Annotated in this window: 16 protein-coding genes; 10 read left to right on the plus strand and 6 right to left on the minus strand. The window is 61.4% G+C overall.

The window, feature by feature from the left end; genetic code table 11:
- The first annotated feature begins 70 nt into the window (after positions 1 to 70).
- Entirely contained in the window at positions 71 to 502 is a 432-nt protein-coding gene (locus IWW33_RS22500) for a PACE efflux transporter (protein WP_174141912.1), read from the plus strand.
- A gap of 184 nt (positions 503 to 686) precedes the next feature.
- The gene (ilvA, locus tag IWW33_RS22505) at positions 687 to 2249 is read left to right on the plus strand and encodes a threonine ammonia-lyase, biosynthetic (RefSeq protein ID WP_080952106.1); all 1563 of its coding nucleotides are present in this window, start codon (positions 687 to 689) and stop codon (positions 2247 to 2249) included.
- 96 nt (positions 2250 to 2345) lie between these two features.
- Here the strand turns inward: ilvA and IWW33_RS22510 are convergent, their stop codons facing one another.
- The 3 genes from IWW33_RS22510 to IWW33_RS22520 form a co-directional block, all read right to left on the minus strand.
- Positions 2346 to 3533: a hypothetical protein gene (locus IWW33_RS22510; protein ID WP_115274606.1), complete on the minus strand. Its 1188-nt coding sequence runs from the start codon at positions 3531 to 3533 to the stop codon at positions 2346 to 2348.
- Between the two features lie 51 nt (positions 3534 to 3584).
- Positions 3585 to 4064 (minus strand): VOC family protein, encoded by a 480-nt coding sequence (locus IWW33_RS22515; RefSeq protein WP_046785979.1) that lies wholly within the window; start codon positions 4062 to 4064, stop codon positions 3585 to 3587.
- Between the two features lie 121 nt (positions 4065 to 4185).
- Positions 4186 to 5805, minus strand: a complete 1620-nt coding sequence (locus tag IWW33_RS22520) for an NADP-dependent glyceraldehyde-3-phosphate dehydrogenase (RefSeq protein WP_046785980.1) — start codon at positions 5803 to 5805, stop codon at positions 4186 to 4188.
- Between the two features lie 138 nt (positions 5806 to 5943).
- Between IWW33_RS22520 and IWW33_RS22525 the strand changes: the two genes are divergently transcribed.
- A complete protein-coding gene (locus tag IWW33_RS22525; RefSeq protein ID WP_115274609.1) occupies positions 5944 to 7545 on the plus strand; it encodes an EAL domain-containing protein in 1602 nt (533 codons plus the stop codon).
- A 6-nt stretch (positions 7546 to 7551) separates the two neighbouring features.
- On the opposite strand, the gene IWW33_RS22530 is transcribed toward IWW33_RS22525, so the two are convergent.
- Positions 7552 to 11340, minus strand: coding sequence for a DUF6543 domain-containing protein (locus IWW33_RS22530; protein ID WP_174141913.1), 3789 nt, complete (start codon positions 11338 to 11340; stop codon positions 7552 to 7554).
- 313 nt (positions 11341 to 11653) lie between these two features.
- On the opposite strand from IWW33_RS22530, the gene IWW33_RS22535 reads away from it, so the two are divergent.
- The 7 genes from IWW33_RS22535 to IWW33_RS22565 all read left to right on the plus strand — a co-directional run bounded on the left by IWW33_RS22535 (position 11654) and on the right by IWW33_RS22565 (position 18920).
- Positions 11654 to 12802 carry a hypothetical protein gene (locus tag IWW33_RS22535; RefSeq protein WP_174141914.1) on the plus strand — a complete coding sequence of 383 codons (1149 nt, stop codon included), beginning with the start codon at positions 11654 to 11656 and terminating at the stop codon, positions 12800 to 12802.
- A 74-nt stretch (positions 12803 to 12876) separates the two neighbouring features.
- Positions 12877 to 13995, plus strand: coding sequence for a glycosyltransferase family 61 protein (locus IWW33_RS22540; protein ID WP_174141934.1), 1119 nt, complete (start codon positions 12877 to 12879; stop codon positions 13993 to 13995).
- Positions 13996 to 14333: 338 nt separating this feature from the next.
- Positions 14334 to 14510 carry a hypothetical protein gene (locus IWW33_RS22545; RefSeq protein WP_168216558.1) on the plus strand — a complete coding sequence of 59 codons (177 nt, stop codon included), beginning with the start codon at positions 14334 to 14336 and terminating at the stop codon, positions 14508 to 14510.
- A gap of 303 nt (positions 14511 to 14813) precedes the next feature.
- Positions 14814 to 15371, plus strand: a complete 558-nt coding sequence (locus IWW33_RS22550) for a polysaccharide biosynthesis/export family protein (protein ID WP_046785985.1) — start codon at positions 14814 to 14816, stop codon at positions 15369 to 15371.
- 25 nt (positions 15372 to 15396) lie between these two features.
- Positions 15397 to 16512, plus strand: coding sequence for a hypothetical protein (locus tag IWW33_RS22555; RefSeq protein ID WP_115274613.1), 1116 nt, complete (start codon positions 15397 to 15399; stop codon positions 16510 to 16512).
- Between the two features lie 20 nt (positions 16513 to 16532).
- Positions 16533 to 18101, plus strand: coding sequence for a Wzz/FepE/Etk N-terminal domain-containing protein (locus IWW33_RS22560; protein WP_115274614.1), 1569 nt, complete (start codon positions 16533 to 16535; stop codon positions 18099 to 18101).
- A 12-nt stretch (positions 18102 to 18113) separates the two neighbouring features.
- Positions 18114 to 18920, plus strand: coding sequence for a CpsD/CapB family tyrosine-protein kinase (locus tag IWW33_RS22565; protein WP_046785988.1), 807 nt, complete (start codon positions 18114 to 18116; stop codon positions 18918 to 18920).
- Positions 18921 to 18986: 66 nt separating this feature from the next.
- Here the strand turns inward: IWW33_RS22565 and galE are convergent, their stop codons facing one another.
- Both galE and IWW33_RS22575 read right to left on the minus strand, forming a co-directional pair.
- On the minus strand, positions 18987 to 19949 hold the full coding sequence (galE, locus tag IWW33_RS22570) for a UDP-glucose 4-epimerase GalE (RefSeq protein ID WP_119687156.1): 963 nt from the start codon (positions 19947 to 19949) through the stop codon (positions 18987 to 18989).
- A 75-nt stretch (positions 19950 to 20024) separates the two neighbouring features.
- Positions 20025 to 22625: a glycosyl hydrolase family 5 gene (locus tag IWW33_RS22575; RefSeq protein ID WP_174141915.1), complete on the minus strand. Its 2601-nt coding sequence runs from the start codon at positions 22623 to 22625 to the stop codon at positions 20025 to 20027.

The raw sequence follows: 22625 nt of genomic DNA on the forward strand, positions 1-22625 counted from the left end.
CAGGTATTCAGGCTTTTGCTTGCCAGCGGCTTCTAGTAACGTGGTAGGCCTTTTCGACAGGGAGCTGAAGATGCAAGGCAAGGCACGCAAGATCGTCCAGGCCATCCTCTACGAAGCCATCGCCGTGGCCTGTGTGGCGCCGGCACTGGAACTGGCGTTCGGTGCCGGCATGGCCCAGTCGACCGTGCTGTCAGTGTTGATGTCGGGCATTGCGATGAGCTGGAACATGGGCTTCAACTGGGCTTTCGAGCGCTGGGAGGCGCGCCAGCACCAGCGTGAACGTACCGTCATGCGCCGGCTGCTGCATGCCTTGGGCTTCGAAGGCGGGCTGGTGGTGATCCTGCTGCCGCTGGTGGCGTACTGGCTGGATGTCAGCCTGTGGGCAGCGTTGCTCACCAACATGGCGTTGTTCGTGTTCTTCTTCGTCTATGCCTTCGTGTTCCAGTGGGGTTTCGACAAGGTGTTCGATGTGCCGCTCTCGGCACAGCAAGCCAAGTGTTGACACGCCAAGGTACAGCGGGATAAGTTCCCACCCCATGAACACTTTCCCGCATGTGAACGCCATTATTATTACCGCCATTATCAGTTTGGCGGGCTAGCGCGTACGTGCACCGAACCCGCCCTGGAGGCGGGTTTCTACTCTTCGACTCCTGGGCAACGTGAAAACAGCCAAGGAGTTGCACCCGATGACCAGCCTCAACGTCAGCCCCCGTACCCCGCTTACCCCTCAGCAGCTGCTGTCGGAGCAGGTGCGGCGCATCTTGTCTGCGCCGGTGTACGACCTGGCCATCGAGACCCCATTGCAAGCGGCGCCGGCGTTGTCCGCCAGCCTGGGCAACCAGGTATTGCTCAAGCGCGAAGACCTGCAGCCCACGTTCTCGTTCAAGATCCGCGGTGCCTACACCCGGCTGGCGCGCCTGACCCCCGCTCAGCGCGAGCGTGGGGTGATCACCGCATCGGCAGGCAACCACGCCCAGGGTGTGGCGCTGGCGGCCTCCCATCTGGGCATCAAGGCGACCATCGTCATGCCGACCACCACGCCTTCGCTGAAAATCGAAGGTGTACGTTCGCGGGGTGGGCATGTGGTGCTGCACGGTGAAAGCTTCCCCCACGCCCTGGCCCATGCACTGACCCTGGCCGACAGCGAAGGCGCTACCTTCGTGCCACCTTACGATGACCCCGACGTGATCGCCGGGCAGGGCACGGTCGGCATGGAGATCCTCCGCCAGCAGCCGGGTGCGCTGGATGCCATCTTCGTGCCGGTCGGGGGCGGTGGCCTGGTGGCAGGGATCGCCGCGTACGTGAAGTACCTGCGCCCCGAGGTCAAGGTGATCGGTGTCGAGCCGGAAGACTCCAATTGCCTGCAGGCCGCCATGGTTGCGGGGGAGCGGGTTATCCTGCCGCAGGTAGGTACCTTCGCCGATGGCGTGGCGGTCGCCCAGGTCGGTGCGCACTGTTTTGAACTGTGCCGGCATTTCGTCGATGAGGTGGTGACCGTCAGCAGCGATGAGCTGTGTGCGGCAATCAAGGACATCTATGACGATACCCGTTCGATCACCGAGCCGTCCGGCGCGCTGGCGGTCGCTGGCATCAAGAAGTACGTGGCCCGCGAAGGCGCACGGGGGCAGACGCTGGTGGCGATCGACTCCGGTGCCAACGTCAACTTCGACCGCCTGCGCCATGTGGCCGAACGTGCCGAGCTGGGTGAGCAGCGCGAGGCGATCATTGCCGTGACCATCCCCGAGCAGCCAGGCAGCTTCCGGGCCTTCTGCCAGGCGCTGGGCAAGCGCCAGATCACCGAGTTCAACTATCGCTACTACCCCGGCAAGGAAGCGCGCCTGTTTGTCGGGGTGCAAACGCACCCGCTGCACGACCCCCGGGAGAAACTGCTGGCACACCTCGCCGAGCAGGGTTACAGCGTGCTCGACCTGACCGACAACGAGCTGGCCAAGCTGCATGTGCGCCATACCGTGGGTGGCCATGCGGCGCCGGGAGCCGATGAGCGGGTGCTGCGCTTCGAGTTCCCGGAGCGTCCGGGAGCGTTGTTGGGCTTCCTGGAGCGGCTGGGCAAGCGCTGGAACATCAGCCTGTTCCATTACCGCAACCACGGCGCGGCCGAAGCCCGGGTGTTTGCCGCGCTGGAGGTGCCCGAGGATGAGCAGGCAGGGCTGCCGCTGGCGCTGGATGAGATGGGCTATCGGTACTGGGATGAGACCGAGAATCCTGCTTACAAGCTGTTTCTTGGGTGATCGGGCGCTGTTGCGATCGAGCGCCGCGCGGGCCGCGCTCGATCGCAACAGCCCAGCAACATCCTGGCCATAGGCCGGCCCGCCTCGACTGCTAGCTCAGCGCTCGCGCATGAAGAACCCGGCCACAAACTTGCGGAATGTCTCCAGGCTCTTGAAATCGGCGTACCGCTTGAAATTCTCGGCATCCGGTTCCGGCCCGACCGGCTGCTCCAGCAGCGATACCGACAGCACGCGGTCCTGGTCGGAGGTCAGCACCAGTTCATCCATCACCTGGCCACCGATCACGGGCCTTCGCATCTGCACCTTGACCCCCTTGCTGGCCATCCAGTCGATCAACGACACCAAGGCCTTGAGCGGTTCACGTTCCTCGTCGCGGTAAACCGGGAACAGGTGAGCGCGCGACAACACTGGCACGCTGGCCACGTGGATCAGCTCGTAGAAGTGACTGCCTGCGCTGGTGGGCGAGTACAGGATCATCGCCAGCAGCGGCCCTGACACCCGGCTGCCACCCCAGTACAGGTGATGCCCCTGGAAGTCGAAGCCATCCTCACTGCGGTTGTTGAACAGCTTGCGCCCCTTGATCTGCTCGACGCAGTCGAGCAAAAGGCCATGGCGGCGATGGTTGCCGAATACGGTAGCTTCGCGCAGGCGGGCCTTGAGCATCATCATGTGCTTCATGTCCAGCCGGGTTTCAAGGTAGTTGCTGGCGGGCACGCGTTCGAGCAGGGGGTAACGGCTGGCGACACTGCGCAACTCGGCAAACTGCGCGGTGAGGTCCTTTTTCAAGTGCGTGGCATACAGGTTCAGGCCGCTGGTTTCGATCCAGGTCAGCAGCAGCGAGAGCAGGCGCTGCTGCTCTCGGCGTTCGTTGCCATCCTGGGCAGCGCCACTGTTTTCGCTGGCCTTGCGAAAATCACCGAGCAGGCGCAGTGGCGTGTCAGGGGCCAGCCAGGCGGCGGGCGGGGCGGGGTCTTGCTCGCGTTCGGCGGCCTCACGCTCGTCTTTGCTGAACGGGCAGCCGGGCGCATGCTCGGCGGTGCCGGGGTTGTTCTTGAGAAACAGTGTGCCGGTGTTGCCATTGAGGGTGACATTGAGCACCGGCAGGGCGTCCTTGCGGCAATCGCAGGCCAGCCACTGGTTGGCGCTGCGCACCTTCATCAGTAGCTGGTTGGCCTGTAACAGGCCGGGGCCAATGAGGGTGCCTGTGGCGAATGCCTGCAGCAGTTCCTCTTCGGCCGGGGTCAGGCTACGTACCTGCGCGGCGGTTTTGTCGATGATTCGCATGAAGCAGCTCCAAGCTACGAGCCACAAGCTTCAGGCAAAGTCGCGCCGCTTTCAACCAGTCGCTTGGTTGCCTGCGAACAGTTTGGCGGCGCGGGCGCGGATTTCGTCGGGGCTGAGGTCTTCTTTGTGGGTAGAGACGAACCACATGTTGCCGAACGGGTCTTTCAACGTGCCGCTGCGGTCGCCGTAGAACTGGTCCTTTACCTCATGCAACGGGGTGGCCCCGGCGGCAATGGCCTGGGCGTAGACCTTGTCACAGTCCTCCACGTACAAGTGCAGGCCAATGGCGACACCGCTGAGTGACTGGCTGGAGGTCAGGCCGCCCGCCATGTCGCAAGGGTCGGCGAGCATCAGCGACGAATCGCCGATCTTCAGCTCGGCGTGCCCTACGCGGCCGTCCGGGCCTTCGAGGCGGAACATTTCGACCGCGCCGAAGGCTTGCTTGTAGAAGTCGATGGCCTTGGCGGCATCCTTGATGCCCAAATACGGGGTAATGCTGTGCTGGCCTTCGGGAATGGGGCGGGCTGCCATGTTCGACACTCCTCTGAAATGAATGCGAAAGGGGCAGGTTGCGCCCCTGTTGCATAAAGTCGGTCAGGCAGCTCGAAAATCGACAGCTCAGGTAGATCGTTTGTCTATAAGCAGGGCCCGTTCAGAAGATGTAATCGGTGGTGAGGAAGGTCGACTGCCGATTACGGATGATCTCGCTGATCAGCTCCTTGTTGGCTTCCTGGAAGCGGGTCGCGACCAAGGTGCGTATCGAGAACACACGCAGGGCGTCATGCACCGACAAGGTACCCTCGGCGCTGTTCTTGCGACCATTGAAGGGGTAGGTGTCAGGGCCGCGCTGGCACTGGGCATTGAGGTTGATACGGCCCACCTGGTTGGCAAAGATGTCGACCAGGCTGCCGATGGTCTTGGGGTCGTTGCCGAACAGGCTCAACTGCTGGCCGAAGTCGGAATCGAGCACGTAGTCGATCACCGTCTGCAGGTCGCGGTAGGGCACCACCGGTACCACGGGGCCGAATTGCTCTTCGTGGTACACCCGCATGTCACCGGTTACCGGGTAGAGCAGGGCAGGGTAGAAGAACGAACCGCGACTGTTCCCGCCACCCTCGTTGACCACCCGCGCGCCTTTGGCCGTGGCATCGGCCACCAGGGCGTCGAGGTAATCGACCTTGCCCGGCTCCGGCAGCGGCGTCAGGGCCACATCCGGCTCCCAGGGCATGCCAGGCTTGAGCGCGGCGAGCTTGCGCTGGAACTTGTCGAGAAACGGTTCGACCACGTCTTCATGGACGAACAGGATTTTCAGTGCGGTGCAACGCTGGCCGTTGAACGACAGCGCGCCGGTGACCGCTTCTTCGACCGCATTGTCCAGGTCTACCTGGGGCAGCACGATGCCGGGGTTTTTGGCATCGAGCCCTAGCGCGGCGCGCAGGCGGTGCGGGCGCGGGTGGAGCTTTTTCAGGTCGCTGGCGGCCTTGTGCGTGCCAATGAAGGCGAACACGTCGACCTTGCCGCTGGCCATCAAGGCACTGACCGTTTCGCGGCCGCGGCCATAAATGACGTTGATCACCCCCGGCGGGAAGCTGTCACGGAACGCTTCGAGCAGCGGGCGAATCAACAGCACGCCGAATTTGGCCGGTTTGAACACCACGGTGTTGCCCATGATCAGCGCGGGGATCAACGTGGTGAAGGTTTCATTGAGCGGGTAGTTGTAAGGCCCCATGCACAAGGCCACGCCAAGCGGTGCGCGGCGGATCTGGCCGAGGGTGCCCTGTTCGAGTTCGAAGCGGCTGGAACGGCGGTCGAGGTCTTTCAGGGCGTTGATGGTGTCGACGATATAGTCGCAGGTGCGATCGAACTCCTTCTCGGAGTCCTTGAGGTTTTTGCCGATCTCCCACATCAGCAGCTTTACCACGGCCTGGCGCTGTTCGCGCATGCGCGCAAGGAAGGTTTCGACATGCTGGATGCGTTCGGCGACACGCATGTTCGGCCAGGCGCCGCGGCCTTTGTCATAGGCCTGCACGGCGGCGTCCAGTGCCGTCAGTGCCGTATCAGCATCGAGCAGCGGGGCGCTGCCGAGGATGACCTGTCGCTCGCCGTCACCTTCTTTTAGCCAAACCGGGCTGCGCACGGTGGCCAGCGGGCCGTCCCAGCGCCTCAGTTCGCCATTGACGAGGTAATCGCGTTGCTCCAGGGGTTCACCCAGCTGCCAAGGCGTGGGGACATCCCCGGCAGCAGGGAACAGCGAATCGAGCAGGTGGTCCATGTGTACTGCACCTCACAAGTCTGGGTAGGTGAATCGCTTCAGCTTCGAGGATGCACCCGGCGAAAGAAAAATACCAGTCTGGCTCAATATTGCCCGCAGTGCGCCGATACATAAGCAATCGAGCGCATACGAAGGCCTATGACCCCGTCCAATACCCCACTACCTGATGAACCGCCGCCCACCGGCCAGCTGCGCCGCTTCCTTGGCAGCCTGATGCCGGTGGGCTTTGCCCTGGCCGGGATCGCCCTGTCGGTGCTGCTGGGCCATCTGGACGTGCAGCGCCAGCCTGACGGCCTGATGGCCAGCCCTCTGGTCTCGCCGCTGCTCTGGTTCGCCCTGGCCTGTACGGGCTTGACCAGCCTGTTCCTGGCCCTGATCAACCGCAAGCAACGCCAGTTGCAGCAACGCAATCGAGAACTGCGCAGCTCCCAGGCGCAACTTGAGCGGCTGGCCCACTACGACACCATCACCGGCTTGCCCAACCGCGTGTTGTTCCAGCAGCAACTGGCCGATGCCATTCTCAAGGGCGATGGTCTGGCTGTGTTGATGCTGGACATCGATGGCTTCAAGCAGGTGAACGACAGCCTCGGCCATGCCATGGGCGACCTGTTGCTGCAGCAAGCCACCGCGCGTTTTTTGCAGGAGCTGGACGCGCCTGACCGGGTGTGCCGCCTTGGCGGCGACGAGTTCGTTTTCATGTTGCGCGGCACCCAGGGCCAGGTGAGCCACCAGGTGGCTCACCTGCTGCGCTGCCTGCAACGCCCGTTCGATCTCAATGGCAGTACCGCACTGGTGACCGGCAGTATCGGCCTGGCCAGGTGCCCCCAGCACGGTGAGGATGTCGGCAGCCTGCTGCGTCACGCCGATACGGCGATGTATGCAGCCAAGGAAAGCGGGCGCAACGCCTGGCGCCCCTACCACACCGACATGACTGCCCGCCTGCAGCAGCGCCTGGAGCTTGAGCGCAACCTGCGCCGTGCCTTGCAGGCGAACGAGTTCGAGCTGTGGTATCAACCCAAGGTCGACCTGTTCAGCGGCTGCCTGCAGGGTGTCGAAGCATTGCTGCGCTGGCGGGACCCTGTTCATGGCCTGGTGTCACCGGCCGAGTTCATCCCGCTGGCAGAGCGCACGGGCCTGATCATTCCGCTGGGTGAGCGCGTGTTGGCGCTGGCTTGCGCGCAGATGGCCGCCTGGCGCGACGAGGACCGCGTACCCGGGCCAATGGCGATCAACGTGGCGGCGCTGCAGATCGAGCGCAGCGACTATGTCTCCAGCCTGGCCCAGGCGCTGGAGTGTCATGGCCTGGCGCCGAGCCTGCTGGAAGTGGAAATCACCGAAAGTCTGCTGATGGAAAGCCAGCAACAGGCCTGTGAGGTACTGGCCCAATTACAGGCCATGGGCGTGACCACGGCGGTGGACGACTTCGGCACGGGTTATTCGTCACTGGCTTATTTGCGAGCGCTGCCGATCGATCACCTGAAGATCGACCGTGCGTTCATCAAAGACCTGCCGGACGATGACGATGCAGTGGCCGTGGCCCGGGCCATCATCGACCTGGGCCATGCGTTAGGCTTCCGGATCACTGCCGAGGGCATTGAAACCCAGGAACAGTATGACTTCTTGCGCAACGCCGGTTGCGACCAGGGGCAGGGCTATCTGCTGGCCCGGCCAATGCCGGCGGCGGACCTTGCGCGCTGGCTGGCGACCCGTGCCGAGCGGGGCCGCCAGGGCAGTGCCTGAAGCGGCTCAGAGATCCAGCAGCAAGGTAGCCGGCGAGTCTAGCGCCAGATCGCGAAAAGCGGGGTCTGCATCCATGCGTTCGAGGCAGCGCCACAGTGCCTCCAGGCCTGCATCGAAGTCATCGAAATCGGCGATGTCCTCGATCAGCTGGCGCAGCTCTCGCCGGTAGTGCAACGGCACGCGCGCCCACAAGCGTAGTCGCTGTGCGCTGGCATTGGCCAACAGCGGCTGGTAGTCGATATCGGATACCAGAAGGTCAGCTCCATGAAGCTGGAAATAATCCTCAATCTGCTCGCGAATGGGCAGCCCTAGCGCCGGGCTTTCCAGGGCCAAGGCATTGGCGCTGGCCGCGGGCAGGGTGAACCCCTGTGGAAGGCGCTGGAACTGGTTCTCGGACAGGTCGATGATCAGCACCGACTCCAGTCGTTGAAGGCCTTGTGGGAGTTCGGTCAAGCCGCAGTTGACCATGAACACCGAGCCGAGCCCTGGAAGGTTCTGCAGGTTCGGCGCGTGGAGCAACGGGTTCTCGGAGAGATCCAGCACCCTCAACCCGTCCAGTCGTTCCAGTGCTGCCTGTGAGCGTGCGTCCCAGCTGATGCGGTTATGTTCAAGGTCAAGCCATTGCAGGTTGCCAGGTACCCGAACCTCTGGAACCGCGGCGAAGCGACAACGGCTCAAGGTCAGGCGCTGCAGTTCGGGCAGGCACTGCAGCCATTGTGCGGGCAACTCGCTCAGTGCGCTGTTACCGCTGAGGTCAAGGTCCGCGACGTGGTTAAAACCTGCTGGCAGCGTGAGGGTAGCCAAGTCGCTGTTTTCCAGTTCGAAGTTTTTCAGGTCCAGGGAGTGGATGCGTTGGCCGGTGGACAGCACACGTATCGAATTTTGCTGCCAGGCGTTGAGAATCCTGCGCACGGCGGGCTGGCGGCGGGGAACGGCCGTTGCCCATCGATCGAGGTCGGTGCGCAACTGTCTCAAGGTGTCTTCACGAATGCGCAATTCTGTCTCTGCAGAGCGCATCGTGTTACGCCAGTCTACCTGTAAGCGCTCGGCCTGCTCTTGGGTGATGCTGGGGTAGAGCCTGCGCAAGCGCGCCGGCACGCTTTGGTTGAAGAACGGCGAGGCGGGTGCCAGTGGAGTGACAGGTGCGCCACCGCGCAACCTGTGACGCGGGGTAGGGCGCTTGGCCTGTGGCCCCCAGAGGCGCATCGGCCACTTGCGCCGCTCGGCAGCGGCCAGGCGCTGCGTGCGCTCGCCCAGCGCGCCAGCACTGCCCCACGCGCGCTTGAGGTTTGGTGGCGCTGCGGCGTACAGCGCCTGGTACGCATCGGCATGCACTGGCCTGGCAACCGGGCGTTCGCCATTGAAGACCTCGTAGCCTTGACCCGACCTGAGCAACAGGCAACGCTCGCTGGCCTGTTCGTCGCCGATGGCTGCCAGCACGGTGCCCTCTGGCGTGGCCTCGCGGATCTCAACGCGCAAGTGCTGTGGCCAGCCGGAGTACCGTTGCATGCAGGCGAGCAGCAAGCGTTCGCTGTCGCGGTTGGCCAGGCGCGGCTGATACAGGCCTTCCAGGGCACGGACCAATGGCAGATCCCGGGTGATCTGTTCGGCTTCCATGTGCAGCCAGGCCGGTAACGTTCCTTGCGCTTGCCAATTGGCCAACGCCTCCGGTGAGAGCCGAGCCAGCAGACGCCTGGCAAGCGGTGGGGTCAATGGCGCGTAGGTATCGCACATCCGCTGCTCGGCGGCGCTTGCCGTACGGCCGTAAATACGCGTCAGTGCTGCGCCGTCCAGCTCGGGCATTTGCTTCGCCAGCGTAAAACGCTCCAGCGTATCGGCAAGCAGTGCAGGGGTGGCTTCACCGGCCAGGTGTACTGCCTGCAAACGTGCCCGGTTCACACCACTGATGACCATGGCCTGTTGCAGTTGCGCATCGTCCAGTGCATCCACAGGCAAGCCCAGGCGGCGCACGCACTGGCTGTCGGCCCAGTCCTGAGGTGCCTCGTGTTCCGCGCGCCAGGCGCCTTCGCCGTTGTGTTCCAGCAGCGGCCGGTAGGCCTCGTGGTCACTGGGGTGGACGATCCTCCAGCGTTGGTCGGTGCCGTCCAGGGCAATTTCATAGTGTTGGCCATCCAGGCGGATGAATTGTCTGCCCTGGTGGGTTCGCAACCCTTGCGGGTTGGCTTCAAGTTCTGCAGGTAACTGCACGTTGCTCGCATAGCCCTTCAGGTCTGCACGCCAGAGCCGTCGGCTGCCGTCCCGCAGTTTCACCGGTTCAAGGCTTTCCATCAGCGCGCTGTTGAACAGCCTGGGCAGCACCTTGCCTGCTGCATGCAAACCGCCGATCGCAGCAAGGTTCAGGCCTACCGCCTCAATGTGCTGCAAGGCCAGGTGGCGGTCGCCTATGCTCCAAGCCTGGTAACCGTCGATCACCTCCCCAAGCAACTGGCAGGCGATTACCCCTGTCAACAGGGTGCCAACCCCGGGTATGAAGAAACCTGCAACCATCAGTGCGTCCAGCCCCATGCTTTGCCACTGGGCGATGCGCCGTTGGTGCGCTTGCCTGTCGACCTCTGCGGTAGGCACTGCCACGGCTGCGGCCTCGGCCTTCAGGCGTGCCACATGATCGCCATAGAGGAAAGCCAGCAGTGGCGCCTCGATGGGGGCAAGGGCCAGGTGCAGGTCGGCGCCCTCGCGCATCGACCACCGTTGATCTGCGGGGCTGTTACCTGCGGCGTCGAGGTTCTGGTGCAACAGGTCGAGGAAACGATAGCACTGCAACGATGAGACGTATCGCTGGAAACCCCGTCGGTAATCCGCTTGCAGCAAGTGGGTGGCGAGATGTGCATGCACGCCGGCAAGGCCGGGAAACTGCAGCAGGCGCTGCTCATCACCGGGCAGGTACACCAACAAACCCGCCGTGCCGGCGTCGATGATCAGCACTTCGTGCAGCGCGATGCCGAACAGCGATGGCTGCCAGCAGCGTACGGGGGCCTGTGCCAGCAGTTGTTCAATGACATCACGGCCGGCGCCGGTAATGGTGTGGCGCAGCAAGGCCATGTCGGCGGCAAGGCGCAGGCGGTCACGCAGGGTCGTCATGAAGGCCGCGCGTACCGGGCTTGAGGGCGTTTCGAAGATCGCCTGCAGGTGTTCCTGATAACGCTGCCCAATGTCCAGGTCCCGACAACTGCGGGCGTAGCCGCTGGGAGCAAGCGGCAGCGGGTCGATACGGTATGACTCGGACGGCAGGTCGATATCGACCAGCGTTTCGCTGTCGCCCAACGTGGTCTGGCCGACGACCGTGGTGGCTTCAAACTGCGCATCACCGTCCAGTACCAGGGCGCTGTCGTGGCTGAACGTGGGCTGCTCTTCGAAGTTGTGCAGGGCGGCTTCGAGCAGGCTGGTCGCTTTGTGGCCGGTGACGTAGGTGCCGAAACTGAACCTGTGTTGAATATGGATGAGCTGGGTACTGCGCAGCGGCACCGACAGTTGGTGCTCGGCCTTCAGTCGTTGCTCGAGCAAGGCTTCGGCGAATTCAGCAACGTTCTGCAGGCCCGCCATGGCGCGCGCCAGTTGGTACTGCGAGTCGTCCAGGCGGCGCTGGCTGGCAAGCACTGCTTCGCGCAGATCGGGTGCAGCATTGGCGAACCATGGCGCTTGACCCTCCAGGCCTTGCTCGGGCTGCACGCTCTCGCGCAAGCGCCGCCAGTGCTCAGGTTGCATCGTTCTGGCCCAGGCCGGTAGCTGTTCCTGGATCAGTTGCTGATGAGGGTTTTGAAGGGCGAAATCAGTCATCGTCGGTACCTGCATGAGAGAAAGAGCCGATAGCAGGCGCCGTTTGCATCGTAGCGGTGAGGTAGTTAATTACCCATTGCAACAATCAATGACCCAACGCGTACAGGAAAGAAAATTGACGTCATGAAATGAAGGCAGGCGATTGCAAAACGCCGCTTGCTAATACGCGAGCTTGCATCTTAAATTGTTACTGAATGTTAGGCCGGCAAGGGGCAATGTTGTCGGATTATCAGTCGCTTACGTCATTGTCTCGAGCAATAACCCGCTTCTCTTCCGATAAGGCCGTTTGAATTCAAAGGACGTCGAAGAAGAAATGAAAGCGCACATGATGGCCATAGCTCGAAAACTCATCTCACCTTCGCTGCGTTACGAGATCAGAACCGTATCAAACGTGTTACGCGACATGCTTGGGCGGGCGTGCTTCTGGCATTGGGAGGTCGCCCGGTTCAGGCTGCAGCAGCAAAGCCCCTACGAAATTCTCTACATCGGCAGGAAGCAACAGCGCGAAATGGCCAAGCTGTTGATAGGCGGCAAAGCGCAACAGCAGGCACCAGCACCCGAGGGCCCGGCGGGCAGCGTGCCCAGCCGCGTAGTAGTCAGTGAGTTACCCACCCTCGGGGCACTGTCCGTACCGCACTACCTGAGTGCCGTCGTACCGCTTGGGCGCTCGCTGGACGATATCACCGCGCGCTATGACAGTGAGTTGCGCCGCAGTATCCGCAAGAACCGACCGCTGTACCAGATGAGGCAAACGCTCTCGGATGACGAAATTGCCATGGCCGACCGTGACCTGCTTCGGCCTTATGCCAGCGCACGGCAAGGGATTCATGCGGCACAGTTTCCCACCGAGGAGGTGTTTCGTTTGGCCAAGGGGGTAGGCCGCCTGGACTTGATCACCTTGGATGGCGAGGTGGTGGCCTGTCACCTGGGTTGTGAGATAACCCGGGCTGGCAAGCGCTACTGGAGCACCTTGCGTTTCGGTTACTGCGAAGCCGTGTTTTCCGATGCCAAGAAACTGCGTGAGGTCAACTCCATCACCACCTACCTGGCGTTGGAGTGGGCCTTGGCCAATGGCTACGACTATTACGACATCGGTCTTTGTCTGGCGCGCCCGGATGACGGGTTACTGAAGTGGAAGCGGCGGCGCGGGGGTGATATCGACTCGCTGGGCAACCACGCTTACATGTTCATCCGTCTACCCAAGACGGGAGTGGCCCAGTTTCTTTGGGACACGCCGCTGTTTGCGGTCGAGGGCAACAAGTTGACGCTGCACCTGGGTTTACCGGAAGGGTCCAGTGATGAAGCGCTTGCAAGCCGCTACCACGAAATGGTGTTTGGCGGCCTGCACAAGATATACCTCTATGGCAATAGAAGTTCGGGTGAGTTGTTTTTCGAGAACTTGCGCGAACGGTATGCCAACTTGAAATCACCGCCCACGATGGAAAGGGTGTTGTCCAACTAACTTAGCGTCAGGGCCGGCCTGGATAAGGACGTCGCTTGCGAGCTTTTTGGCGTTCTTATCATAGGGGGCTTGCCATGGGTAGTAATATTTCTGAGTTCAATTCAACGCTGATTACCAGCGAAACTGTTTGGACACTGGCCGCCTACAAACACATGGCCAGAAAGCGGCTTGCCCGTAAAGCCGATATCGACATAAAAAGTCGGGCGGTTAAAACCTGGGACATCGCGCCCGGCGAAACCACCGTCTCTCCACCGGCGTATTTCTTGCCCAACCAGCTGGAACGCGTGACCGGTTGGGAGGCCAAGCGTTTTTTTCCCCATGTACACCCCGCGCTCACCATGGAAGGCGGTATCCGTGCGCATCAAGGCCCGACGCGCGGCTACCTGCTAAAGGATGTCTGGCTGATTGACGGGGCGTTATACAAAGACGACGCCAGCCATTGGCTGTCGTTGAAGCCCAGCACTTTCCCGCGGGTAACGGTGGACTACGAGATAGAGCGGGGTGCTGTGTATTGCACGCAAAACGGCAACACTTGGTTTGGTACCTGGTTGATGGAAGATTGCCCGACCTACGCACTGGCCTGCAACGAGGGCATCCCTGTTACCACGGCACCATCGGCCAGGTTTCCATTGTTTACCCAGGCCCCCGGCTATGAGGCGTGGCTGGACATGCAACCCTTGCGCTTGCGCAGCGCATTTTTCAAGGAACTGGTGCTGTTCGACGACGTGAGCAACAACCGCAGCCGGCATCAGCGCTACCGTGCCATGGGCGACAAGTTGCTGTCGCATGTGGACCCTGTAACGCACCCTGGCGTGTTCATTCTGCGCGGCTGTGAAGGCCAATTGCGCTTGATGCGCAACGAACTTGAGGTCGCCGAACACTTGCGCAAGTACCGTGGCTTTCGCGTGATCGACCCACTCAGGTGCGATGTGCCGACCATCGTCGCGGCATGCGCGGGGGCCAGGACGGTGATTGGCGTGGAAGGCAGCCAGCTGGTTCACGGCGTCAATGTGCTGCGTTCAGGCGGCTCGCTGCTGGCGCTGCAGCCGCCTAACCGCTTCGTCAGCTACTACAAGTACCTGACGGACCGTGACCATCAGCATTTTGGCTTCGTCGTCGGCACGCCGCAGGGTGATGGCTTCACGATCGATATTGATGAGGTCGAACGTACCCTCGATCTTTTTCCGTCATAAGCGTGACGCTAAGCGCAATGATTCTCAATGTTTCTCGCCTATGAAACACATCGTTCAAGTCGTGCCCCGGTTCGACTACCCGCATGCTGGCCAGGGTGGGGCGCTGATGACAGTTTATTTTTATGGCATATCAATGAGTTGCTTGAAGCGCGAGCGGGTGAAAAGTGCCTGCATCTTCTGCATGTCGATAATTTGACGAGTCGAGGGGCAGTCGATTGAGATTTATTATGGTGTCGGAACGTTGACGTAATGGCATCGTGCCCATAAGCTCCAATCAACAGCGATTCATTCCTCCGCCAAAAACCCATAATAAATTTTCCTCTTCGTAGGAGGGGACCATGCGCTCAACACTGTTCATCAAATCCATCTTTCTGTTGGTGTTATTGAGTGGTGCGGCACGGGCGGCTGATTCTTATATGAGCCAGGCAAATATTGTTCCCTTGGCAACGGCAGGCTGGGTGTTTGCGTTTGCGGTGATCGGCTTTGTCGCAGTTGCCAACAGAAAGAAAATTTGAGGACGCTGTTGTTACCATTACGATCAACTTAACCGTACTGCCAGTGAATTGACGCTAAATAATAGATGTTTGCGTCGAAGACGGGATTAGCCGCTTGTCAATTTTACAGCTGTTGCTATATTCCAGTAGCTGACGCCCCAGACGCAAATTGGCAGTGGCAGGCGAAGCGGCATTGCGGTAAAGGGCCTCCTGGATGCTTGAGGCCGTCGCAGCGCTGTAACGGCTGCGAAGTGGAGCGAGAGGTTTAGTGTCGTTCTCATTCAGTGCTCTTGAACCTGGGCCGCAAGGCCGGAGGGATCCCTCATGGCGCGTTTGCTGATTTCCATCCTTTGCGTATTCGTGACTTGGTCCGGCACCAGCGTGGCCGATCAAGGCAACCCGGCGTACCTGCTCAGCCCCGGTGACAGGGTGCTGATTTCGGTCTGGCAAGAGGACACCCTTCGCCAGGAAACCGTCGTACTTCCCGATGGCAGCATCACCTTCCCGCTGGCAGGTCGAATCGATGTGGCCGGGCTGGACGTCACAGCGGTTGCCGACAAGGTCACTGCCGGCCTCAAACCCTACCTGGCAGATCCTAATGTAAGCGTCGTCGTCACGGGTACGGCGGGCAACCTTGTGTATGTGCAAGGCAAGGTCATCAAGCCAGGCCCGGTGCCCATGGCAGGCCCTACGGCGGTGCTTCAGGCGCTGAGCATGTCGGGTGGAATGGACAAATTCGCCGACGAAAGTGCCATCAAGGTCATCCGCGGCAGCGGCCCTTCACAAAAGGTATTGCCGGTGCGCTACAAGGATCTGGTTTCCGGGCGCGACATGTCCACCAACTTCCAACTTCAGGCTGGCGATACGCTGGTCGTACCTTGACCCTACCAATATATAAGAATCTCTAGTGCCTATTTTCCGACCAACGAATATTGCGACGGCAATCATGATGTTGCCGTTGTCTGGGGTGGTTCACGCCGCCATTTGGCAGTCTTCAGTCGTGGTGCCCACGTCTGTCGAGTACGACAGCAACCCATTGCTCCTGACGTCCGAGGAGAAAGGTGTGACGCGTACCATCATTGCGCCCGACTACAGCCTGATCGGTCAGTTCGACCGCGACCAGTTGCGCCTGGGCCTGGGTGTCAACGTGCTGCGCTCATCCGACCGGTCGATCGTCGATGACCGTGAAGACCCCAAGGTGAGCCTGGGGTGGCAGCGCGAGACCGAGACCGGTGGCTTTGGCTTGCTGGCGCGCTACGAGGAAAGTTCCACGCTGTCCGGTGCTGTGCAGGACACCGGTGTTGTCACCACCGACGGCACGCAGGAGATGTCTACGCTCGAGGCCAACTGGAGCAGCGCGGTGACCGAGCGCAGCACGCTGGCCAACGTCCTGACCTACTCACATGCCCGTTATGACATCAGTTCGTTGACCGGTTACGACGAGCTGTACAACACATCGACATGGACCTACGCCTGGAGCGAGCGCACCGACATCATCACCGGTTTCGACGCCAGGCGTTATGAACCGCAGGACGATACCACCGCGGTGTCCTCCAACAGCTACAGCCCGAATATCGGTGTCAGGCACCGGTTTTCCGAACGGTTTGAAGGCGAGATGCATATCGGCGTGAACAAGACCACGGGTTCTGGCGGCGGGCGCCGCGGTGAAGGTGGCATGTCGCTGTTCTACCGAGGCGATCGTGCCGACGCCACCTTCAGCGCTGAGCGCAGCACCGTTGCCAACGCCGAGGGCGGCTTTGCCGAACTCGATATGGTACGCGGCAGCTGGAGCTACCTGGTCACCGAGGTCGACCGCGTGGGCGTCGATGCGTCCTGGCAGGACAGCAAAGGGGTCTCGCCAAACACGTTACAAACGTATGGCATCTGGGCAAGCCGCGCATTTTCACCGGCCTGGGACCTGCGTTTCTCGTTGATGTACAAGCAGCGCCAGCAAGACGGCTTGCCCGATGCTGACGCGACCATTGCCGGATTGACGCTGACGTACAGATATCCCGACATCTGACTCTCGCACGGGTGGCCACCATGAAAACGGACTACGAGCTTTCCCTTAAAGATTACATCGCCATCATCAAGGACCGCGCCTTGTTGCTGGGGGTGAGCATCGTGGTCGTGATTGCGGCAACCGTCGGGGTCGCCGTCTCGGTGCCGCCCCTTTATCAGTCGACCGGCACCATCCTGGTGGAGTCGCAACAGATTTCGCCAGAGCTGGTCTCGGCCAACAACAACAGTTTTGCCGATGAGCGCATCGAGGTCATTCGTCAGCGCGTCATGACCCGCGAGAACCTGCTGAAGATCATCGACAAGTACAACCTGTTCGCCGACAAGGGCAGGCGGTTCAGTGAGACCGACAAGATCGAGCAGATGCGCAGTGCAATCGTCGTGGCCACGCTCAGTACCTACGTCAAAGGGCGTGGCGAGGCGACGGTCGCGTTCACGGTTTCCTATGAGGACAAGCGCGCTGAAGTTGCCAAGGAAGTGGCCGACGAACTGGTGACGCTGTTTCTCAACGAAAACATGAAACAGCGCACCGAGCGCGCAACCGAGACCACCGAATTCCTTACCCAGGAGGCGAACAAGCTGGGCGCCGAGCTGGCTGCGCTCGAGAACAAGCTGGCGGATTTCAAGCAGGCGCACGCCAATGCCTTGCCTGAGAACCAGCAGTTGCGCATGAGCATGTTGTCGCGTTCGGAGTTGGAGTTCCGCGAGGTCGATCGCGACTACAAGGCCGCCCAGGAAGAGCTGCGTTACCTCGAACTGGAGCTGGCGGCCGCCAATGCGGGGGTGCCCGCGCAGGCGGCTGGCGGCAGGCCTGCCTCGGCGGACCAACCACAGGACCTGGCCAGCCTCAAGGCCGAGTATGCCCGGCTGTTGACCAAATACACCCCGGCGCACCCCGATGTGGTGGCCGTCAAGCGCAAGATCGACTTGCTCAAGGCCTCGGGCGAGAAGGGCATCGCCGCTGCGGCGGCCATGAACCTCGATGCGGCCAGGGTACGTACCAAAATGGCGGCTACGCAGTCGCGCATCGCATCGCTTGCTGAACAGAAACGTCAGCTGACGGCCAAAATGGAAGGCTATGAGGCCGATATCCTCGAAGCTCCGCAAGTGGAGCGCGGCCTGGTAACACTGATGCGTGACCATGACAACGCACGCAAGAAGTATGAAGAAATCCGCGACAAGGAAATGGGCGCGAAGATCACCGAAAGTCTGGAGCAGGAAAACAAGGCTGAGCGCTTCGTGTTGCTGGAGCCACCCTTGATGCCGGAAAAACCGGTCAAGCCCAACCGCAAGAAAATTGTCGCCCTTGGCCTGGTGTTGGCGCCGGCAGTGGGCGGCGCGCTGGTGATGCTGCTGGAAATGCTGAACCAGCGTATACGGGGTGTCGGTGCGCTGGAAAGCGTGCTGGGCAAGCGGGTGCTGGTGGCCGTGCCGTACATTTCCACGCAGGCCGATGTGGCCAGGCGCCGCAAGTGGCGGGTGCTGCTGGTCATCGGCGGGTTGTTGCTGGTTGCTATGCTGATGGTGGTCGTCCATGTGTTCTACATGCCACTGGACCTCTTGCTGTTTAAAGCTATGGCTCGGTTTGAATAGGGAAGCGCAGCGATGGACAGAATTACGCCGGCTATCGGAAAGAACATTCATCAGGTTTCTCCCACTCCCGCTGAAACGCCAAAGGCGGCGCCTGTGTCGGAGCAGCCCGAAGCCTTGGGGCAATTCGATTACGTGCAGACCAAGGTGGTGCCGCTGCGTGCGGAGCATTTGGAACGCAACCGGATCGTCTCCTACAACAAGAACTCGAACATGAGCGGGGCCATCGACCTGCTGCGCACGCAAGTGCTGCAGGCCATGGAAGAAAACGGCTGGCGGACTTTGGCGATCACCTCGCCGACACCCGAGGCGGGCAAGACAGTGCTGGCGGTCAACCTGGCCATGAGCATCGCCCACCACACCACCAAGACCGCGCTGCTGGTCGACTTCGACCTGCGTCGTCCAAGGGTTGGCAGCAGCCTTGGCCTGCCCATGGACAAAGCGCTGAACGAGCTGCTCAAAGGCGAGGCCTGGCTGGAAGAGGTACTGGTCAACCCGACCTTGCCGCGGTTCGTGGTGCTGCCCACGCGTGAACCGATACCGATGTCTACCGAGATGTTGTCATCGCCCAAGGTCAACAGCCTGATCAGCGACCTGCGCGACCGCTACGACTCGCGTATCTGCATTTTCGATCTGCCACCGCTGTTGAGTTCCGACGATGCATTGACCGTCTTGCCGAAGTTCGACTGTGTGCTGCTGGTAGTTGCCAACGGGGTGAACAGCAAGAAGGATATCGAAGACTGCCTGCATCATCTGGCGACGGCGAATTTGATCGGGGCGGTATTGAACAAGGCGGATGAGCAACCGCGGCCTTACTACTGAGCCTTTGATTGCTGATGCAAGGAGCTGGCTAGCCATGCTTGCTCCTTGCTTGCTATTGCGCTCACGTCATTGCCAGGGGTACTGAAGCTCCCAGTCCCAGGCGTGCCGCACAATCTGCTCCAGTGAATCGAACCGTGGCTGCCATCCCAGCACCCCCCTGGCCCGGGCAGCATCGGCAACCAGCCTGGCCGGGTCGCCATCGCGGCGCGTTGCCTCGACCACGTTGATCTGCCGCCCGGTCACGACCCGGGCGGTATCAATCACTTCCTGCACCGAAAACCCAAGGCCATTGCCCAGGTTGAACGCCGTACTTGCGCCGCCGGCCAACAGGTAGTCCACCGCCAGCGCGTGTGCCGACGCCAGGTCGGCCACATGCACATAATCACGGATACAGCTGCCGTCGGGTGTGTCGTAATCATGGCCGAACACGGTGATCGCCTCGCGCCGACCAGAGGCCGCCTGCAGGATCAACGGGATCAGGTGGGTTTCCGGTTCGTGGCATTCACCCAGCGAACCTTCCGGGTCGGCGCCCGCGGCATTGAAGTAACGCAGGCACACCGACCGCAATCCGTAGGCACGGTCGAAGTCCTGGAGGATCTGCTCCACCATCCACTTGCTGCGCCCGTAGGGATTGATCGGCGCCTTGGGGTGCTGCTCATCGATGGGGATGTACTGTGGGTCGCCGTAAACGGCTGCTGTAGAGGAGAAGACCAAGTGCCTGATCCCGGCTCGCACCATTGCATCGAGCAGGGTCAGCGTGGCGGCGACGTTGTTCTGGTAGTACTTGCACGGGTCGGTGACCGATTCTGCCACCTGGATGAACGAGGCAAAATGGAAAACGGCGTCGAAGTGGCAGTCGTCGAACAGCGCATCTAGCGCGAGCGCATCAGCGATATCCAGCTCGACCCATTCGATATCAGGGCCGGTGGCCACGGTATCCGCTACCACCACTTCGTGCCCTGCGGCCAACAGGTGCTTGACCATGTGTGAGCCGATATAGCCTGAACCCCCGACAACCAAGTACTTCATCCAATCCTCCTGGAACAGAAGCAGCGTCGAATGCCTGGAATACAGGTCTGAATTGACTCTAGATGGCGATATGCCCTATTTCAAGAAAAGCCAGTTGGTCATGCTGCGCCCGTCGAAACGGATGATGTAGCGCCCCTCTTGGTAGGACGACGCCAGCACCTGCTCCTGCCCATCGGCCGTGCGGCCGTAGAGTTTCAAGCCTGCTGGCGCCTTGACACTCAGGGTGCCTTCGAGCGGCTCGACGTGAAACGGAGTCATGTCGTCGGGGCGGGGCACAGCACGGGTACCCAGTGAAATCAGCAGGCTGCGCGATTGGTTGAGCGGCTTGGTATCCAGGCTTTGTACCACCACGCTGGCATACGCGGTTTTCAGCTGCAGCTGGATGTCGCCAAGGTCCATTGCCTGGCCACCCAGCCAGCCGGTCGCGGCCTGGGTCGAGGGCGTGTCAATGGTGTAGACGCCCTGTTGCCAGTTGCGCCGCAGTTGCCCGGTATCGGTGACCGACTCGCTGGCGTTGGCATCGAGCAGTGAGTGGTCTGGGTCACGCAGCACCTGCGCATCGGCCGGGATGGCGCTGGCCTGTAGCCACGGCAATTGCGCTGTCTGGGGCATGGCGATCTGCAGTTGGCCCTTTTCCATGGCGGTGCGCAGCAGCACCGAGGTATTGGGTGTGATCGGCCTGTTGAACAAGGTGTCTGGAGTGGGTGCGAAGACGTAACGGGTTTTTGCCAGCTGCACGTCCTCGCGGCGATAGAGCAGGGCGGCGGCAGGCAGGGTGGCCATCAGCGCCGGGTCGTTGTAGGCATTCCAGTTGTCTGCGCGGCGCCACTGGCTGAAGAAGCCCTGCTGGCTGTAAGCGTATTGCATGATTGCGTCCCAGCCCTGGTGGCTGGCCGTCGCTGCCACGTACAGCGGCAATGAGTGGCGGTCAGGCAGCGGGAAGGGTTCGGCGTTCCACTCGGTGACCGTCATCGGCAGCCCCACCACTTGAGCGGCGCCGAGCCAGTCGATCATGCCGTCGCTGGTCAACGGGTTCTTCTCCAGCTGCCCGATGCCGCCATAGCTGTGGGCATCGATGACGTCACCCGTGGTCAGCGACGGTAGCGAGGACAAGCCGTTGCCGCCCCAGGTGCTGGTGGTGGAGATGGGTACCTTGACCCCGATGTTGCGCAGGTCCTTGATCATGTCAGCGAAAACGCGGTGCTCCAGGTCGTTGAGGAACAGCTTGGAGGGGCCGTGCTCCCAGGCACGCCAGGTCTTGTCCGCCGGCAGGTCCTGGCGGGCGGCGAAGGCCTTGGCTTCGTCCATGTACAGCCGGCTGTGGCGGGGCACACCCTTGTCCGGCAATAGCGCGTTGCCAAAGTGCTGGGTGATGTCGTTTTCGTTGGTGAGCAAAATGGCCGCGATTGCCGGGTCGTCCTTGTAGGCAAGCCCTGTATAGCGGTTGACGTGGGTCATGTAGCGTTCAGCGAAGCGCTTCATGGCCTGGGCAATGGTGACGTTGACGTAGGCATAGCCCTTTACAGCGGCAACCCCTTGCTCTTTGGGCAGTTCATCGAAGGCGTAAATGTTGTCGTTGGCGGTCAGGATGCGTGACACGTTCATGTCGAGCCAGACATACACGCCTTCGTCCTTGAGGCATTTGATCCACCAGTCGATCTTCCTTAGCGCTTCGGCGTCGAGTTGCTCGGTGTTCTTGAGCTGGGTGAGATCGCCGAAGATGTTCGGGCTCACCCACGGGGAGTCGTGGTGGTGCAGCCTTACCAGGTTGAAGCCCAGTGCCGATAGACGCTTGGCCTGCGCCTTGATTTCCTCGTCAGGCGTTTTGAACAGGGCATAAGCCGACAGGTTGGTGCCCCAGAAGCGCGCCGGGGTGTTGTCGGCAAACACCAGTTGCTCACCGGATGCTTTGACGAAACCACGTTTGCCGGCTGGTATTTCCCCCGCGTTGAGGAACGACAGGTCCACAGGTGACGTGCGCCAGTCCAACTGGTCATCCGGCCATTGCGTGGGGTCGGCCAGGCCGAAGCGTTCGCTGGGCGTGGGCCCTATGGCGATATCCCCGGCAACGGTCAGCACCGCCTTGATCTGTTGGCGGCCAGGCAGAATCGGGTCGCTGTAGAAGAAGGTTCGCACCTGGCTGGTATCGCCCCGTTCGAAATAGACCTTGGCCAACGGGGGATCGAAGCGCATTTGCACACGTGGCCCGACGCTGTTCTTGCCCCAGGCCCAGCCGCGGTTGTCTGGCAACAGCACCGGGTCGCCCATTTCCCCGGCGATCAGCGCCGGGTCGAAGCGCCAGACGATGCCGCCGCCCATCACATCGGCCTGCTTGCTCTGTGCCTGCAGGTCGAAGTGCCAGGTCAGGGTTTGCCCCTGGTCCTTCTGGATATCGGCTTTCAGGTCGAAATCAAGGTCCTTGTTCCGCCCCGTCAAGGTGTAGCGGTAAGGCCCCTGAACCTTGAGTGTCGGGTAGAAGCCCGTCCAGCTCCAGTCTTCACCCCAGAAGTCGAAGCTTGAGGCAAAGGCCGGACCGCCGCCGCGCGTCAGGTTGGGCAGGCCGTTCTGTTCGTCGACGCTGACGACCCACTCCGAGGCCATGCCGGCCAGCGGCAGCATCAGCAGGCCAACCAGTGCCGTTGCCCGGGTCAAGGGGCAGAATGAAGTGCAGGTCAT

It is taken from the genome of Pseudomonas sp. M2 (genome assembly GCF_015751845.1).
Lineage (GTDB): Bacteria > Pseudomonadota > Gammaproteobacteria > Pseudomonadales > Pseudomonadaceae > Aquipseudomonas > Aquipseudomonas putida_E.

Excerpts from the sequence above, each read along its gene's own strand:
- IWW33_RS22525 (WP_115274609.1), top strand. The coding sequence starts at position 5,944 with ATGACCCCGTCCAATACCCCACTACCTGATGAACCGCCGCCCACCGGC.
- IWW33_RS22530 (WP_174141913.1), bottom strand. The coding sequence starts at position 11,340 with ATGACTGATTTCGCCCTTCAAAACCCTCATCAGCAACTGATCCAGGAA.
- IWW33_RS22510 (WP_115274606.1), bottom strand. The coding sequence starts at position 3,533 with ATGCGAATCATCGACAAAACCGCCGCGCAGGTACGTAGCCTGACCCCG.
- IWW33_RS22520 (WP_046785980.1), bottom strand. The coding sequence starts at position 5,805 with ATGGACCACCTGCTCGATTCGCTGTTCCCTGCTGCCGGGGATGTCCCC.
- IWW33_RS22535 (WP_174141914.1), top strand. The coding sequence starts at position 11,654 with ATGAAAGCGCACATGATGGCCATAGCTCGAAAACTCATCTCACCTTCG.
- galE (WP_119687156.1), bottom strand. The coding sequence starts at position 19,949 with ATGAAGTACTTGGTTGTCGGGGGTTCAGGCTATATCGGCTCACACATG.
- IWW33_RS22545 (WP_168216558.1), top strand. The coding sequence starts at position 14,334 with ATGCGCTCAACACTGTTCATCAAATCCATCTTTCTGTTGGTGTTATTG.
- IWW33_RS22515 (WP_046785979.1), bottom strand. The coding sequence starts at position 4,064 with ATGGCAGCCCGCCCCATTCCCGAAGGCCAGCACAGCATTACCCCGTAT.
- IWW33_RS22540 (WP_174141934.1), top strand. The coding sequence starts at position 12,877 with ATGGGTAGTAATATTTCTGAGTTCAATTCAACGCTGATTACCAGCGAA.
- ilvA (WP_080952106.1), top strand. The coding sequence starts at position 687 with ATGACCAGCCTCAACGTCAGCCCCCGTACCCCGCTTACCCCTCAGCAG.
- IWW33_RS22500 (WP_174141912.1), top strand. The coding sequence starts at position 71 with ATGCAAGGCAAGGCACGCAAGATCGTCCAGGCCATCCTCTACGAAGCC.
- IWW33_RS22575 (WP_174141915.1), bottom strand. The coding sequence starts at position 22,625 with ATGACCTGCACTTCATTCTGCCCCTTGACCCGGGCAACGGCACTGGTT.
- IWW33_RS22560 (WP_115274614.1), top strand. The coding sequence starts at position 16,533 with ATGAAAACGGACTACGAGCTTTCCCTTAAAGATTACATCGCCATCATC.
- IWW33_RS22550 (WP_046785985.1), top strand. The coding sequence starts at position 14,814 with ATGGCGCGTTTGCTGATTTCCATCCTTTGCGTATTCGTGACTTGGTCC.
- IWW33_RS22565 (WP_046785988.1), top strand. The coding sequence starts at position 18,114 with ATGGACAGAATTACGCCGGCTATCGGAAAGAACATTCATCAGGTTTCT.